14 protein-coding genes, 1 pseudogene and 1 riboswitch are annotated in these 15,840 nt (G+C 71.7%); of the genes and pseudogenes, 12 read left to right on the top strand and 3 right to left on the bottom strand.

From position 1 onward, the window contains the following. Positions 1-214 precede the first annotated feature (214 nt). A complete protein-coding gene (gene whiG / locus MID12_RS05955; protein ID WP_263165286.1) occupies positions 215-1,051 on the top strand; it encodes an RNA polymerase sigma factor WhiG in 837 nt (278 codons plus the stop codon). A gap of 256 nt (positions 1,052-1,307) precedes the next feature. Then, positions 1,308-1,853 (top strand): annotated as a pseudogene (locus MID12_RS05950) (TetR/AcrR family transcriptional regulator); the annotation flags it as partial. A 94-nt stretch (positions 1,854-1,947) separates the two neighbouring features. On the opposite strand, the gene MID12_RS05945 reads toward MID12_RS05950, so the two are convergent. Next, on the bottom strand, positions 1,948-2,454 hold the full coding sequence (locus tag MID12_RS05945) for a peptidoglycan DD-metalloendopeptidase family protein (protein WP_411576908.1): 507 nt from the start codon (positions 2,452-2,454) through the stop codon (positions 1,948-1,950). 750 nt (positions 2,455-3,204) lie between these two features. Between MID12_RS05945 and rpsB the strand changes: the two genes are divergently transcribed. From rpsB to MID12_RS05895, 10 genes are all read left to right on the top strand, one after another. Further along, positions 3,205-4,122, top strand: a complete 918-nt coding sequence (gene rpsB / locus MID12_RS05940; protein WP_168543796.1) for a 30S ribosomal protein S2 — start codon at positions 3,205-3,207, stop codon at positions 4,120-4,122. A 126-nt stretch (positions 4,123-4,248) separates the two neighbouring features. Continuing rightward, positions 4,249-5,085 carry a translation elongation factor Ts gene (gene tsf / locus MID12_RS05935; RefSeq protein ID WP_040247729.1) on the top strand — a complete coding sequence of 279 codons (837 nt, stop codon included), beginning with the start codon at positions 4,249-4,251 and terminating at the stop codon, positions 5,083-5,085. Positions 5,086-5,271: 186 nt separating this feature from the next. Next, a complete protein-coding gene (pyrH, locus tag MID12_RS05930) occupies positions 5,272-6,033 on the top strand; it encodes a UMP kinase (RefSeq protein ID WP_040247726.1) in 762 nt (253 codons plus the stop codon). 112 nt (positions 6,034-6,145) lie between these two features. Then, on the top strand, positions 6,146-6,703 hold the full coding sequence (frr, locus tag MID12_RS05925) for a ribosome recycling factor (protein WP_040256451.1): 558 nt from the start codon (positions 6,146-6,148) through the stop codon (positions 6,701-6,703). Further along, entirely contained in the window at positions 6,703-7,854 is a 1,152-nt protein-coding gene (locus tag MID12_RS05920) for a phosphatidate cytidylyltransferase (protein ID WP_263165284.1), read from the top strand. Before frr ends, MID12_RS05920 begins: the two co-directional genes overlap by 1 nt. Before the next feature lie 109 nt (positions 7,855-7,963). After that, the gene (gene rlmN, locus MID12_RS05915; protein ID WP_040247713.1) at positions 7,964-9,070 is read left to right on the top strand and encodes a 23S rRNA (adenine(2503)-C(2))-methyltransferase RlmN; all 1,107 of its coding nucleotides are present in this window, start codon (positions 7,964-7,966) and stop codon (positions 9,068-9,070) included. A gap of 154 nt (positions 9,071-9,224) precedes the next feature. After that, positions 9,225-9,350: riboswitch (TPP riboswitch) on the top strand. A gap of 74 nt (positions 9,351-9,424) precedes the next feature. Continuing rightward, on the top strand, positions 9,425-10,501 hold the full coding sequence (locus MID12_RS05910; protein ID WP_263165281.1) for a thiamine ABC transporter substrate binding subunit: 1,077 nt from the start codon (positions 9,425-9,427) through the stop codon (positions 10,499-10,501). Positions 10,502-10,616: 115 nt separating this feature from the next. Beyond that, the gene (locus tag MID12_RS05905; RefSeq protein WP_263172900.1) at positions 10,617-12,260 is read left to right on the top strand and encodes an ABC transporter permease; all 1,644 of its coding nucleotides are present in this window, start codon (positions 10,617-10,619) and stop codon (positions 12,258-12,260) included. A gap of 2 nt (positions 12,261-12,262) precedes the next feature. Beyond that, positions 12,263-13,303: an ABC transporter ATP-binding protein gene (locus MID12_RS05900; protein WP_263165280.1), complete on the top strand. Its 1,041-nt coding sequence runs from the start codon at positions 12,263-12,265 to the stop codon at positions 13,301-13,303. A 10-nt stretch (positions 13,304-13,313) separates the two neighbouring features. Continuing rightward, complete coding sequence (locus MID12_RS05895; protein WP_263165278.1) at positions 13,314-14,108, top strand: maleylpyruvate isomerase family mycothiol-dependent enzyme; 795 nt, start codon at positions 13,314-13,316, stop codon at positions 14,106-14,108. Between the two features lie 28 nt (positions 14,109-14,136). Here the strand turns inward: MID12_RS05895 and MID12_RS05890 are convergent, their stop codons facing one another. Both MID12_RS05890 and MID12_RS05885 read right to left on the bottom strand, forming a co-directional pair. Beyond that, positions 14,137-15,309 (bottom strand): LOG family protein, encoded by a 1,173-nt coding sequence (locus MID12_RS05890; protein ID WP_078844779.1) that lies wholly within the window; start codon positions 15,307-15,309, stop codon positions 14,137-14,139. Between the two features lie 59 nt (positions 15,310-15,368). Continuing rightward, entirely contained in the window at positions 15,369-15,782 is a 414-nt protein-coding gene (locus tag MID12_RS05885; RefSeq protein ID WP_263165275.1) for a VOC family protein, read from the bottom strand. Between the last annotated feature and the right edge of the window lie 58 nt (positions 15,783-15,840).

Raw genomic sequence — 15,840 nt, 5'->3', positions numbered from 1 at the left:
ACCCTGATGATCACCCATGGTGACTGGCGTCGCTCCGGAGGGCCCACAGAGGAACGTATCTGCGTACCCCGAGGCGCTCCTACCTCGCACAAAGCAACCTCCCAGTCACGCTACGCTCACGACCATTCGGCACGACAATCAGGCAAGACGCCATCCGACCGGCGGCACCCAGCATCCATCGGCGAGTTCACGGCAGAACGGCACAAGGCGAGGAATGCCCCAGCACACCTCCGGCTCCGAACGGGCGGCAGCCCCACCCGCTGCCCGCTCCGGCGTGCAGCCCCCGGGCCCCGCCACGCTCGACGAGCTGTGGCGGACGTACAAGGCCACGGGTGACGGACGGCTACGCGAACAGCTGATCCTGCACTACTCGCCGCTGGTGAAGTACGTCGCCGGACGGGTCAGCGTGGGGCTGCCGTCCAATGTCGAACAGGCCGACTTCGTCTCCTCCGGGGTCTTCGGCCTCATCGACGCCATCGAGAAGTTCGACCTGGACCGGTCCATCAAGTTCGAGACGTACGCGATCACCCGGATCCGCGGAGCCATGATCGACGAACTCCGCGCTCTCGACTGGATCCCCCGATCCGTACGGCAGAAGGCGCGCAACGTCGAACGTGCCTACGCCACCCTCGAAGCGCAGCTCCGGCGCACCCCCTCCGAGAGCGAAGTCGCCGAGGAGATGGACGTCACCCTCGACGAACTCCACGCCGTGTTCAGTCAGCTCTCGCTCGCGAACGTCGTCGCACTCGAGGAACTCCTCAATGTCGGCGCCGAAGGCGGTGGGCGGCTCAGCCTGATGGACACCCTGGAGGACACGACCGCCGACAACCCTGTCGAAGTCGCCGAGGACCGCGAACTGCGCCAACTGCTCGCGCGCGCGATCAACACCCTCCCCGAACGCGAGAAGACCGTGGTCACCCTCTACTACTACGAGGGCCTCACCCTCGCCGACATCGGCACCGTCCTCGGCGTCACGGAGAGCCGGGTGAGCCAGATCCACAGCAAGTCGGTACTCCAGCTGCGCGCCAAGCTGGCGAGCTTCGGGCGCTGATCGGATCCAGGCGTCGTTGCCGGTCTGCCGGGTTGGGGATGCCGGGCAGTCGGATGCTGAATTGCCGGACTGATAAGGGTTCTGATGGGCCGGACAGGCGGTCCTTGGGTGAGGGAAGGCAATCGACTGCTTCCGGATTCGCCCTGTTCAGATGCTCTGCCGCGGCACGGTGATGTGCTGTTTGCCCGGTCGCGGTCTCCCGAAGAGCAGCCCCGATCCGTAAAGTGGACGGGTGCCAAGGATTCGAGCGGCCTCCGTGGCCGAGCACCGGACCATGCAGCGCGACGCCCTGCTGGACGCCGCCCGCTCCCTGCTGTCCGAGGGCGGTACCGACGCGCTGACGTTCCCCGCCCTTGCCGAGCGCACCGGACTGGCCCGTTCCTCCGTCTACGAATACTTCCGGTCCCGGGCGGCCGTGGTCGAAGAGCTGTGCGCGGTCGACTTTCCCGTGTGGGCCGCCGAGGTCGAGAGCGCCATGCAGCAGGCGGCCACCCCCGAGGGCAAGGTCGAGGCCTACGTGCGCCGTCAGCTGGCCCTGGTCGGCGACCGGCGGCACCGGGCCGTCGTCGCCATCTCCGCCAGCGAACTCGACGAAGGCGCCAGGGAGAAGATCCGCGCGGCCCACGGCGGACTCGTCACCATGATCGGCGAGGCCCTGGGCGCGATGGGGCACAGCCAGCCCCGGCTGGCGGCCATGCTCTTGCAGGGGGTCGTGGACGCGGCCGTGCGCCGCATCGAGCTCGGGGCGGCCGAGGACCCGGCGGCGATCACGGAGGCGGCTGTGGGGATGGCACTGCGAGGGTTCGGGGCTGAGTCGCGCCGCTTGGGGGCTCCCCCCCCCCCCCCCCCCCCAGCCCCTCCCTCCCGCCACCTCCACCCCCACCACCCCCCGGGATCTACTCCACCTCCACCCCCCAAACCGGCAGCAGCCGTGACGCCCCCCGCCTCAGCAGCCACGGAGGCAGCAGCAGCCGCGGGTCGAGGTACTCCTCGCCGATCCGGGCGCCCCAGTGCAGGCAGCTCGCTCCGCCGCAGTGCCACCCCGGAGGTTGCAGCACGCCGAGCCGCTGGCCTGCTCTCACCTCGTCGCCTTTTCTCACCTGTGCGGTCACCGGTTCGTAGGTGGTGCGTACCGGTGGGTCGCCGGTGCCCTTGAGGTCCACCGCGACGACGCCTCGTCCGGCGACCTGACCGGCGAAGGTGACCGTGCCCTCCGCGATGGTCCGTACCGGCACCCCGGGCGCACCGGCCAGGTCCACTCCGCGATGGCCGCGTCCATAGGGCGTGGCGGGAGGTTCCCAGCCCCGGAGGAGGGCGGGGCGTACGCCGATCGGCCAGACCCGACCGACCTTCGGGACCGAACCCGGGCCCGCCCCCGCGCCGCCCTCCCTCTCCGCGCCCATGCCCGCAGCCGCGCCGCCCCTCGGCCCGCCCCTGCATCCGCCCCCGTGCATATCGCCGCCTCCTGGCGCGCGCGTTTCCGCCGACCGCGTGTTTCCGGCCTGGTCTGCCGCCGCCCGCCGTCTCTCCGTCCCGGTCCGCACTTCCCGTACCGCCGCCGCCCGCTCGCTGCCCACGCGCCGACCGCTGCCGCAGCCGACCTCACCGGAGAACCCGCGAGCGCTCCCCGCAAGCCCCGCCGAGCCGACGCCCTGCTGCCCCTGCCCCTGGCCCCCGGCCCGGAGCCTGTGGTCCCCGGCCCGCTGCTCCTGGCCCGTGCTCTGCTGCCCGCCTCCGGTGCCGGCAGCCCGAAGGCCCGTGAAGACGGCAGGCCCCGCCGCCACGCCCGCCGCGAGGGCCGGGGCGCCGAGGGCCCCCGTGAGGGTGAGGCCGAGGAGGGCCCTGGTCCAGTGGCCGGGGCGGGTGGTGGTGCGCATGGGGAGAGGATGCCGTGGGGGAGGGGGGCAAAGAGGATCTTGGCGGGGATCTGTGGACTACTGGCGGGTTGTGGACAACGGCGTCACCCGCTGCCTCCCGGGTCCCGTACACTTCCTATGGCGATCCGGGTCACCGGGTCGACTTCGCACGCCCCGACATTCAGCCTTTGTGGCGGTGTCCGCGCTCCTCGGTCCCTTGTGGCACAGCGCGCCGGGGCGTCAGGCGCGCCGGCCGTCCGGCAGGTGCGACAACCGAGCACATAGGAGAACACGGCCATGGCCGTCGTCACGATGCGGGAGCTGCTGGAAAGCGGCGTCCACTTCGGTCACCAGACCCGCCGTTGGAACCCGAAGATGAAGCGTTTCATCTTCACGGAGCGCAACGGCATCTACATCATCGACCTGCTCCAGTCGCTGTCGTACATCGACCGCGCCTACGAGTTCGTCAAGGAGACCGTCGCCCACGGCGGCACGGTCATGTTCGTCGGTACGAAGAAGCAGGCGCAGGAGGCCATCGCCGAGCAGGCGACCCGCGTCGGCATGCCGTACGTCAACCAGCGCTGGCTGGGCGGCATGCTCACCAACTTCTCGACCGTCTACAAGCGCCTGCAGCGCCTGAAGGAGCTCGAGCAGATCGACTTCGAGGATGTGGCCGCCTCCGGCCTCACCAAGAAGGAGCTCCTGGTCCTCTCCCGCGAGAAGGCCAAGCTGGAGAAGACCCTCGGCGGTATCCGCGAGATGCAGAAGGTGCCCAGCGCCGTCTGGATCGTGGACACCAAGAAGGAGCACATCGCCGTCGGCGAGGCGCGCAAGCTGAACATCCCGGTCGTCGCCATCCTCGACACCAACTGCGACCCGGACGAGGTCGACTACAAGATCCCGGGCAACGACGACGCGATCCGCTCCGTCACCCTGCTCACCCGCGTGATCGCCGACGCCGTCGCCGAGGGCCTCATCGCCCGTTCCGGCGCCGGCAAGGCGGCCGAGGGCGAGAAGGCCGCGGGCGAGCCGCTCGCCGAGTGGGAGCGCGACCTGCTCGAGGGTGAGAAGAAGGCTGACGAGAAGCCGGCCGACGAGGCCGCGGAGAAGCCGGCCGAGGCAGCGGCGGACGAGAAGCCGGCCGAGGCCGCGGACGAGAAGCCGGCCGAGACCGAGGCCGCCGCGGAGAAGCCGGCCACGGACGAGCAGGCCTGACCGCACAGGTTCGGTAGCCGACGGCGGGGGCCGCCCCACAAGGGGGCTCCCGCCGTCGCCCCGTGGATCCGCGTGGATCGCGCGGATCTCGATCTTCCAGACTTCGAGGAAAGATTCTCTTCAATCATGGCGAACTACACCGCCGCTGACGTCAAGAAGCTCCGCGAGCTCACCGGCGCCGGCATGATGGACTGCAAGAAGGCGCTGGACGAGGCCGAGGGCAACGTCGACAAGGCCGTCGAGGCGCTCCGTATCAAGGGCCAGAAGGGCGTCGCCAAGCGCGAGGGCCGTTCCGCCGAGAACGGCGCCGTGGTCTCCCTCATCGCCGACGACAACACCTCCGGTGTCCTCGTCGAGCTGAAGTGCGAGACCGACTTCGTCGCCAAGGGCGAGAAGTTCCAGGCCGTCGCGAACGCGCTGGCCGCGCACGTCGCCAAGACCTCCCCGGCCGACCTCACCGCGCTCCTCGCCTCCGAGATCGAGCCCGGCAAGACCGTCCAGGCGTACGTGGACGAGGCCAACGCCAACCTCGGCGAGAAGATCGTCCTGGACCGCTTCGCCCAGTTCACCGGCGGCTACGTCACCGCGTACATGCACCGCACCATGCCCGACCTGCCCCCGCAGATCGGTGTGCTCGTGGAGCTGGACAAGGCGGACGCCGAGGTCGCCAAGGGCATCGCGCAGCACATCGCCGCCTTCGCCCCGAAGTACCTCTCCCGCGAGGACGTCCCGGCCGAGGTCGTCGAGTCCGAGCGCCGCGTCGCCGAGGAGACCACCCGCGCCGAGGGCAAGCCCGAGGCCGCGCTGCCCAAGATCGTCGAGGGTCGCGTCAACGGCTTCTTCAAGGAGGCCACGCTCCTCGGCCAGCCGTACGCGCTCGACAACAAGAAGAACGTCGAGAAGGTCCTCGCCGAGGCCGGTGTCACCCTGAAGCGCTTCTCGCGCATCAAGGTCGGCATCTGAGTCCTGGCGGCGATTGCTCCCGGACCCGGCTAGGGTTCTGGGGAGTCGCCCGCGTACCGAGCCCCGTACGGCCGGTACGCGAAGGACGACCGCAGATCTGACGAGGAGGCCATTGCCGCGCATGGGTTGCGAACAACTCCCCACCGGCAGTGGCCTTCTTCGTATGCGCACCACGAGGAGAACTCCATGAGCAAGGCCGACAAGGGCGAGAACACCGAGGGCAAGGCCGGCGGCCGTTTTCTGCTGAAGCTTTCGGGTGAGGCGTTCGCCGGCGGCGGCGCCCTCGGAGTGGATCCCGACGTGGTGCACGCCATCGCCAAGGAGATCGCGGCGGTCGTCCGGGACGGTGCGCAGATCGCCGTCGTCATCGGCGGCGGCAACTTCTTCCGCGGCGCCGAGCTGCAGCAGCGGGGCATGGACCGCGCCCGCTCCGACTACATGGGCATGCTCGGCACCGTCATGAACTGCCTTGCCCTCCAGGACTTCCTGGAGCGCGAGGGCATCGACTCCCGCGTCCAGACCGCCATCACCATGGGGCAGGTCGCGGAGCCGTACATCCCGCTGCGCGCGGTGCGGCACCTGGAGAAGGGCCGGGTGGTGATCTTCGGCGCCGGTATGGGCATGCCGTACTTCTCCACCGACACCACCGCCGCGCAGCGCGCCCTGGAGATCGACGCGCAGGCCCTCCTCATGGGCAAGAACGGCGTGGACGGTGTCTACGACTCGGACCCCAAGACCAACCCCGATGCGGTGAAATTCGACGCGCTCGGCTACGGCGAGGTCATCACCCGCGATCTGAAGGTCGCCGACGCCACGGCCATCACCCTGTGCCGCGACAACAGCCTGCCGATCCTGGTCTTCGAGCTTCTGACCGAGGGCAATATCGCGCGGGCCGTGAAGGGTGAGAAGATCGGCACCCTTGTCGGGGACCGGAGCACCCGGAGCTGACCGGCCGGGGGTGGACAACCCCCTGCCGGTCGGACACCGTGCAGGGAACAGACGCGACGCAGCCTGCCGCCCAGTGGACGGCGGACCCACTCAAGACACGCAGGAGCAAGTGGTGATCGAAGAGAGCCTCCTCGAGGCCGAGGAGAAGATGGAGAAGGCCGTCGTGGTCGCCAAGGAGGACTTCGCCGCGATCCGCACAGGCCGTGCGCACCCGGCGATGTTCAACAAGATCGTGGCCGACTACTACGGTGCGCTGACGCCGATCAACCAGCTCGCCTCGTTCTCGGTGCCGGAGCCCCGGATGGCCGTGGTGACCCCGTTCGACAAGAGCGCGCTGCGCAACATCGAGCAGGCGATCCGCGATTCGGACCTCGGCGTCAACCCGAGCAACGACGGCAGCATCATCCGGGTGACGTTCCCCGAACTCACCGAGGAGCGCCGCAAGGAGTACATCAAGGTCGCCAAGACCAAGGGCGAGGACGCGAAGATCTCGATCCGCTCCGTGCGCCGCAAGGCGAAGGAGTCCATCGACAAGCTCATCAAGGACGGCGAGGTCGGCGAGGACGAGGGCCGCCGTGCGGAGAAGGAGCTCGACGACACCACCGCCAAGTACGTGGCCCAGGTGGACGAGCTGCTGAAGCACAAGGAAGCCGAGCTGCTCGAGGTCTGATGAACGACTCTCCTTGGGGCGCGCCGCCGCGGACCGGCTCCCCCCGGGTGCGGCCGGGCCCCGGGCACGACGCTGCCTGGGGGGCCGCCCCGGCGGGTCCCTCGTACGAAGGGCATCCGGCCCCGCAGACTCGGCCCATGCCCACCGTGCCCGAGGTGCCCGAGAACGGCGGAGACCGGGAACACGAACAGGGGGCCGCCCCGCTCGGCGGCCCGCTGTTCCCGGCCGAGTCACCCGACCCCTTCCGCGACGGCACACCGCCGCCGCGCCCGACCCCGCACGAGCCGCAGGAGCACATGTCCACCGCGAGCCCCTCCGCGCCCGCCCCGCAGAAGAAGAGCGCGGGCAGGGACCTCGGCGCGGCGATAGGGGTCGGTCTCGGCCTCGGCGCGGTGATCGTGGCCTCCCTGTTCATCGTGAAGGCCGTCTTCGTCGGCGTGGTCGTGGCGGCCGTGGTCGTCGGCCTGTGGGAGCTGACCTCCCGCCTGAAGGAGCGCAAGGACATCCACGCCCCGCTGGTGCCGCTGGCGCTCGGCGGCGCCGCGATGGTGGTCTCCGGGTATGTGCGGGGCGCCGAGGGCGCCTGGATCGCGATGGCGCTGACCGCGCTCGCGGTCCTCGTCTGGCGCATGGCGCAGCCGCCCGAGGGCTATCTGAAGGACGTCACCGCGGGCACCTTCGCCGCCTTCTACGTCCCCTTCCTCGCCACCTTCGTCTCGCTGATGCTCGCCGCCGACGACGGCCCGCGCCGGGTGCTGACCTTCCTGGTGCTCACCGTCGTCAGCGACACCGGGGCGTACGCGGTCGGCTGGCGCTTCGGCCGCACGAAGCTCGCGCCGCGCATCAGCCCCGGAAAGACCCGGGAGGGGCTGGCCGGGGCGGTGCTGTTCGCGATGGTGGCGGGCGCGCTGTGCATGCAGTTCCTGATCAGCGACGGCGCCTGGTGGCAGGGCCTGCTGCTGGGCCTGGCCGTGGCGGTCAGCGCGACCGTCGGCGACCTCGGCGAGTCCATGATCAAACGCGACCTCGGCATCAAGGACATGGGCACCCTGCTGCCCGGCCACGGCGGCATCATGGACCGCCTGGACTCCCTGCTGCCGACCGCGCCCGTGGTGTGGCTCCTGATGGTGCTCTTCGTCGGCTCGGGCTGACCGTCCGGGTCCCGGCGAAGTCCCCGCGGCGCCCCGCGCGTACGCCCGGCTGGTCCGCCGTCCGCGGGGCGGCGGACCCGTCCGGATGATCTGCCACACTGGTGAGGTTATGCCTGCACCCGGAGAACTCACATTCGTCGCCCCGCGCGGAGCCAAGAAGCCGCCGCGGCACCTCGCCGACCTCACGCCCGCCGAGCGGAAGGAGGCGGTCGCCGGGATCGGCGAGAAGCCGTTCCGGGCCAAGCAGCTCTCGCAGCACTACTTCGCGCGGTACGCGCACGACCCGGCGCAGTGGACCGACATCCCCGCCGCGGCGCGCGGCAGGCTCCAGGAGGCGCTGCTCCCGGAGCTGATGAACGTGGTGCGGCACATCTCCTGCGACGACGACACCACCCGCAAGACCCTGTGGCGGCTCTTCGACGGCACCCTCGTCGAGTCGGTGCTGATGCGCTACCCGGACCGGGTCACCATGTGCATCTCCTCGCAGGCCGGCTGCGGCATGAACTGCCCGTTCTGCGCGACCGGTCAGGCGGGCCTGGACCGGAACCTGTCCACCGCGGAGATCGTGCACCAGATCGTCGACGGGATGCGGGCGCTGCGGGACGGGGAGATCCCCGGCGGGCCCGCGCGGCTGTCCAACATCGTCTTCATGGGCATGGGCGAGCCGCTCGCCAACTACAAGCGCGTCATCGGGGCCATCCGCCGCCTCACCGACCCCGAGCCGGACGGCCTCGGGCTCTCCCAGCGCGGCATCACCGTGTCCACCGTGGGCCTGGTGCCCGCGATGCACCGCTTCGCCGACGAGGGCCTCAAGTGCCGCCTCGCGCTCTCCCTGCACGCCCCCGACGACGAGCTGCGCGACACCCTGGTGCCCGTCAACACCCGCTGGAAGGTCCGCGAAGTCCTCGACGCCGCCTGGGAGTACGCGGCCAAGTCGGGGCGGCGGGTCTCCGTCGAGTACGCGCTGATCCGCGACATCAACGACCAGGCCTGGCGCGGCGACCTGCTCGGCAGGCTCCTCAAGGGCAAGCGGGTGCACGTCAACCTGATCCCGCTCAACCCGACGCCGGGCTCCAAGTGGACCGCCTCCCGCCCCGAGGACGAGCGGGCCTTCGTCGACGCCATCGCGGCGCACGGCGTCCCGGTGACCGTGCGGGACACCCGCGGCCAGGAGATCGACGGGGCCTGCGGGCAGCTCGCCGCCGCCGAGCGCTGAGGGCGCCCGGGGGCGGTTGTCCACAGGCGCCGACGGTCCGAAAAGCGACGGCGGTACCCTGGGCGGCGTACCACGCACCAGCACCACTTCGAGACACGCATTCCGCAGTACACCGTCCGACATACCCACACCGGCACACACCGTGCCGGCCCACATATTCCGACAGGGGAGCGCCACAGCGCTGAGAGTGCGGCACGGACCGGGCGACCGGGCCGATGGCCGCAGACCCTCTGAACCTCGCCCGGGTCATTCCGGGTAGGGAGTTCGGACACTTCTCCAGCTGTTGCGCCCTGCCCGCGGCCACCCGCCGCGGGCAGGGCCGCGTCTCTTCCTGGTCAGCCCAGGAGGAATCCAGTGAGCACCACCAAGAACTGCCTGGCCGCCGTCCTCGCCGCGGGGCTCGGCCTCGGCACGCTGACCGCCTGCGGGGACTCCGGGGACTCCGGCGGCGACTCCGGGAACGTCACCCTGGTCACCCACAGCTCCTTCGCGGTCTCCAAGGACGTCCTGAAGGAGTTCGAGCGCACGTCCGGCTACAAGGTGCGCGTCCTCAAGGACGGCGACGCCGGGCGCGCCGTCAACAAGGCCCTGCTCACCAAGGACAACCCGCAGGGCGACGTCTTCTTCGGCGTCGACAACACCCTGCTGTCCCGCGCCCTGGACGGCGGTCTCTTCCAGCCGTACAAGAGCCCCGCGCTGTCCTCGCTGGACGCGGACACCCGGCTCGACCCGAAGCACCGGGTCACGCCCGTCGACACCGGCGACATCTGCGTCAACTACGACAAGAAGTTCTTCAGCGAGAAGAAGCTGGCGCCGCCGAAGAGCTTCGCCGACCTCGCGAAGCCCGCGTACAAGGACCTGCTCGTCACCGAGAACGCGGGCAGTTCCTCGCCCGGGCTCGGCTTCCTGCTCGCCAGTGCCGCCGAGTACGGGGACCAGGGCTGGCAGGGCTACTGGAAGAAGCTGAAGGCCAACGGGATCAAGGTCGTCGACGGCTGGGACCAGGCCTACAACGAGGAGTTCTCCGGCTCCGCGGGCGGCCGCAAGGCGGGCGGCGAGCGTCCGCTGGTCGTCTCGTACGCCTCCTCGCCGCCCGCCGAGGTGGTCTTCGCCGACCCGCGGCCGAAGACCGCGCCCACCGGGGTCGCCACCGGGACCTGCTTCCGGCAGATCGAGTTCGCCGGACTGCTCGCGGGCGCCCGCAACACCGAGGGCGGCAAGGCGCTCGTCGACTTCTTCGCCTCCAAGGCCTTCCAGGAGGACATGCCGCTGAACATGTTCGTCAACCCGGTGCGGGCGGGCGCGAAGGTCCCGGCCGTCTTCACCGAGCACGGCACCGCGGTGGAGGACCCGCACACCCTGGCCCCCGGGAAGATCGCCGAGAAGCGCGACGACTGGGTCACGTCGTGGACCTCGCTCGTGCTGAAGTGAGCACACCGACGTGACGCACACCGATGTGACGCGTACCGAGGCGACCGGCGCGACGGCCCCGCCCCGGGTGCCGCGCCGGCCGCAGCGGCGCCGGAGCGCGGCGCGGCTCGGTCTGATGGCCGTGCCCGCCGTGTTCTTCGCGCTGTTCTTCGCCTACCCGGTCGCCGCGATCGTCGGGCGCGGCCTGAGGGACGGCGGCCACTGGCAGTTCGGGCGCCTGACGCAGGTGCTCGGCGACGCCGGGATCCGGCAGGTGCTGTGGTTCACCACCTGGCAGGCGCTCGCCTCCACCGCGCTCACCCTGCTGATCGCGCTGCCCGGCGCCTATGTGCTCGCCCGGCTCGACTTCCCCGGCAAGAGCCTGCTGCGGGCCCTGGTCACCGTGCCGTTCGTGCTGCCCACCGTCGTCGCGGGCACCGCCTTCCTGGCCCTCCTCGGCCGCGGCGGACTCCTCGACGACCTGTGGGGGGTGCGCCTGGACACCACCGTCTGGGCCATCCTGCTCGCCCATGTCTTCTTCAACTACGCGGTCGTGGTCCGCACCGTCGGCGGGCTCTGGTCCCAGCTCGACCCCCGGCAGGAGGAGGCCGCGCGGATGCTCGGCGCCTCCCGGGCCGCCGCCTGGCGCACCGTCACCCTGCCCGCGCTCGGCCCGGCCGTCGCCGCCTCGGCGCTGATGGTCTTCCTGTTCACCTTCACCTCCTTCGGCGTCGTCACCATCCTCGGCGGCCCCGCGTACGCCACCCTCGAAGTGGAGATCTACCGGCAGACCGCGGACGTCTTCGACCTGCCGACCGCGGCCGTGCTGACCCTGGTGCAGCTCACCGCGGTCGCGCTGATCCTCGCCGTGCACGCCTGGACCGTGCGCCGCAGGGAGAGCACGCTGCGCCTGCTCGCGCCCGAGTCCACGGCGCGCGCGCCGCGCGGGGCCGGGCAGTGGGCGCTGCTCGCCGGGGTGCTGCTCAGCGTCCTGCTGCTGCTCCTGCTGCCGCTGGCGGTGCTCGTCCAGCGCTCCTTCGACACCGCTGCCGGATACGGACTCGGCTACTACCGGGCGCTGACCTCCGCGGACAGCAATGTCTTCCTGGTCCCGCCGATCGACGCCGTCGGCAACTCGCTGACGTACGCGCTGGCCGCCACCGGCATCGCCCTGGTCGTCGGCACCCTGGCCGCCGCCGCGCTCACCCGCCCGGGAGGCGCCGGCCGCCTGGTCCGCGGCTTCGACGCCCTGCTGATGCTGCCGCTCGGGGTCTCCGCGGTCACCGTCGGCTTCGGCTTCCTCATCAGCCTCGACGAGCCCCCGCTCGACCTGAGGGCCTCCTGGATCCTGGTGCCGCTCGCCCAGGCCCTGGTCGGGGTGCCCTTCGTGGTGCGCACCATGCTGCCGGTGCTGCGCGCCCTGGACACCCGGCTGCGGGAGGCCGCCGCGGTGCTCGGCGCCTCACCGCTGCGGGTGTGGCGGGAGGTCGACCTGCCGCTGGTCCGGCGGGCCCTGCTGGTCGCCGCCGGGTTCGCCTTCGCCGTCTCGCTGGGCGAGTTCGGCGCCACCGTCTTCATCGCCCGGCCCGACAACCCGACCCTGCCGGTCGCCGTCGCCCGCCTCCTCGGCCGCGCCGGAGAGCTCAACTACGGGCAGGCGATGGCCCTTTCGGTGATCCTGATGGCGGTGTGCACGCTGTCCCTGCTGCTCCTCGAACGCCTCAGGCCCCGCACCGGCGGCGCGGCCAGGGGCCCGGCCGCACCCACCGGAGAGATGTGACCATGCTCCAACTCGACCGCGCCACCGTGCACTTCGGCCACCGCCCGGCCCTCGACGAGGTCAGCCTCGACGTCGCCGCGCACGAGAGCGTCTGCGTGCTCGGGCCCAGCGGCAGCGGCAAGTCCACCCTGCTGCGCGCCGTCGCCGGGCTCCAGGAACTCGACGCCGGACGCGTCCTGCTCGGCGGGAAGGACCAGCGCGGCGTCCCCGCCCACCGCCGCGGGGTGGGCCTGATGTTCCAGGACCACCAGCTCTTCCCGCAGCGCGACGTCGGCGGCAACATCGCCTTCGGGCTGCGGATGCACGGCGCCGGACGGGACCGGCAGCGCTCCCGCGTCGCCGAGCTGCTCGACCTGGTCGGCCTCGCGGACGCCGCCCCGCGGCCCGTCGGCGAGCTCTCCGGCGGGGAGCAGCAGCGCGTCGCCCTCGCCCGCGCCCTCGCCCCGAACCCCCGGCTGCTCATGCTGGACGAACCCCTAGGCCAGCTCGACCGCTCCCTGCGTGAACGCCTCGTACTCGAACTGCGCGAACTCTTCCAGGAGTTGGGCACCACCGTGCTCGCCGTCACCCACGACCAGCAGGAGGCCTTCACCCTCGCCGACCGGGTGGTGGTGATGCGCGAGGGCCGCCTCGCCCAGAGCGGCACCCCGATGGAGGTCTGGCAGCACCCCGCCGATGCCTTCGTCGCCCGCTTCCTCGGCTTCCACAACCTCACCGCGGCGACGGTACGGGGCGAGGCGGCCGAGACCGCCTGGGGCGGCATCGCTGTCCCCGCGGGCTCCCGGCAGGGGCCCGCGACCGTGCTCGTACGGCCCACCGGGGTGCGGCTGACGGACTCCGGCGCGGGCCTCACCTGCCGGGTCACCGCCCGGACCTTCCTCGGCGGTCAGGTCGCCGTCCACCTCCAGCCCGAGGGGGCACCGCGCCTCGAAGCGGTCTGCCCCCTGCACTCCGCGCCCGCCCCCGGCGACAAGGTCACCGTCGCCTTCGCGCGCCCGGAGGACGGGGAAATCGTGGTGCTGCCCGCGGAGGAGGCTGCCTAGAGTGCGGCCCATGAGCACACTCACCCATGAGCGGTACTGCCAGGAGATCCTCGCGCAGACCGAGGCACTGCGCGGAGTCCTCGCCTCCGGAGCCACCCTCGGCACCCGCGTCCCGACCTGCCCCGAGTGGACCCTGGACGAACTGCTCCGGCACACCGGCGGCGCCCTGCGCTGGTCCGCCGAACTGGTCCGCACCCGCGCCACCGAGGACATCCCCGAGGAGAAGGTGCCCCAGTGCGCCGGGCCCGCGGAGCAGACGGCCACCGCCCTGGCCGACTGGCTCGACGACTCCGGCCGCCGCCTGGCCGAGGCGCTGCGCGAGGCCGGACCCGAGACGCCCGTGTGGACCTGGGCCTGGCGGCAGGACGCCGGATTCTGGGCCCGGCGGATGACCCATGAGCTGGCCGTGCACCGCGCCGACGCCACCCTCGCCGCCGGACTCGACTACCAGGTCGACCCGGAGGTCGCGGCGGACGCCCTCGACGAATGGCTGGAGATCGTCGGCTTCGCCCAGCGCACGCAGCCCGAGGACGAGGCCGGCGAACTGCGCGGCGCCGGGCGGAGCATCCACCTGCACGCCACCGACGCCCCCGAAGGCCTCGACGCCGAATGGCTGATCACCTTCCACGAGGACGGATTCACCTGGGAGCGCGCGCACGGCAAGGCCACCGTCGCCCTGCGCGGCCCCCTCACCGCCCTGCTGCTCGCCTTCTACCGGCGCCGGACCCCCGACACGGGCGGCCTGGAGGTCCTCGGCGACCGGGAACTCCTCGACTTCTGGCTCGCCCGCGCCTCCTTCGGCTGACCGGGCGCCCGGCCGGGCCGCCGAGCCCTCAGCCGCCCGCCTCGTTCAGCCGCGCCAGGGCCTCGGGCGCCTGGTCCACCGAGTCGACCAGGGCGATCCGCGCGGCCATCGGGCGCTCCCCGGCCAGCGCCCGCAGCAGCGGCCAGGCGGGCAGCCGCTCGGTCCAGTGCGCGCGGTCGACGAGGACCATCGGGGTGGGCAGGCCCCGGGAGCCGTAGTAGTTGGGGGTGGCGTTGTCGAAGATCTCCTGCACGGTGCCCGCGGCGCCGGGCAGGAAGACCACCCCGGCGGTGGAACGCGCGAGCAGCCCGTCCTCGCGGGTGGCGTTCGCGAAGTACTTCGCCAGATGGGAGGCGAAGGCGTTCGGCGGCTCGTGCCCGTAGAACCAGGTCGGGATGCCGACCGAGCCGCCGCCCTCGGGCCAGCGCGCCCTGACCTCGAAGGCCGCCGCCGCCCAGTCGGTCACCGAGGGCGTGAACGAGGGCGCCTTGCCGAGGAGTTCGAGCGACTCCGTCAGCATCTCCTCCGGCAGCGGGGCGGAGTAGGCGCCGAGGTTCGCCGCCTCCATCGCGCCCGGGCCGCCGCCGGTCGCGACGGTGAGACCGGCCCGGGCCAGCGAGCGGCCTAGCCGTGCGGCGCCCGCGTAGGCCTCGGTGCCGCGCTCCATGGCGTGGCCGCCCATCACCCCCACCACCCGCGCCCCGGTGAGGAGTTCGTCGAGCGCGTCGGAGACCGAGTCGTCGTGCACGGCGCGCAGCATCGAGGCGAAGATGTCCCCGTCGGCCTTCGTCCGCTGGAACCAGGCGTAGGAGCGGGCGTCCGGCGTGGCGTCATAGCCCTCGTCCAGACCGGCGAACAACTCCTCGGCCGAGTACAGGAATCCGCGGTACGGGTCGAAGGGCAGCCCCGGAACCGGCGGGAAGACCAGCGCGCCCGCCGCACGGACCCGGCTGTCCGCGGCGGCCTCCATGGCGCAGCCGAGGAAGACGGCGCCCTCCACCGGGACGTCGAGCAGGGCCGGGGTGCGCGCGCTCAGGTCGACCGCCTGCACCCGCAGGCCCGCGAGCGAGGAGCGGGCGGCGAGCACCGCGTCGAACTCGGCGAGGGACTCGATCTCCCCGTCCGCGGCCGGTCCGCCGTCGTACGCTGCTTCGGGACGGCCCAACTGCCCGGCGGCGCGGGCGGATTCGGATATGGTCATCCGCTCATGCTAGGCCGTGGTCCCCTCCGGGGGAGGGGACCCGGACCGGCGCCCCTCGCTCAGGCCTCGCCCTCCACCGCGGCCGGGTCCATCCACATGACCTCCCAGGTGTGGCCGTCGAGGTCGTCGAAGGAACGGCCGTACATGAAGCCGTAGTCCTGGGTGCGGTCGTTGTCGGTGGCGCCCGCCGCGAGGGCCTTGCCGACGAGTTCGTCGACCTTCTCCCGGCTCTCCGCGCTCAGCGCCACCAGGACCTCGCTGGTGCCTCTCGCGTCGGCGATCTCCTTCTTGGTGAACTGCGCGTAGTGCGCGTGGCTGTGCATCATCGCGACGATGGTGTCGCTGATGACCACGCTGGCGACGTCCTCGGTCGAGAACTGCGCGTTGATCCCGAAGCCGAGCGCGGAGAAGAACCCCTTCGCGCGCTCCACATCGCCGACGGGCAGGTTCACGAAGATCATCTGCTGGTACATCTGCGGTCTCCTCAGGGGCGGTGCCGGTCCTCGCACGCCGTGCGCGTGCTGTTCGTGG

This window comes from Streptomyces sp. SCSIO ZS0520 (genome assembly GCF_025643355.1).
Classification (GTDB): Bacteria; Actinomycetota; Actinomycetes; order Streptomycetales; family Streptomycetaceae; genus Streptomyces; species Streptomyces physcomitrii.
This window is presented reverse-complemented; position numbering and strand designations above follow the sequence as displayed.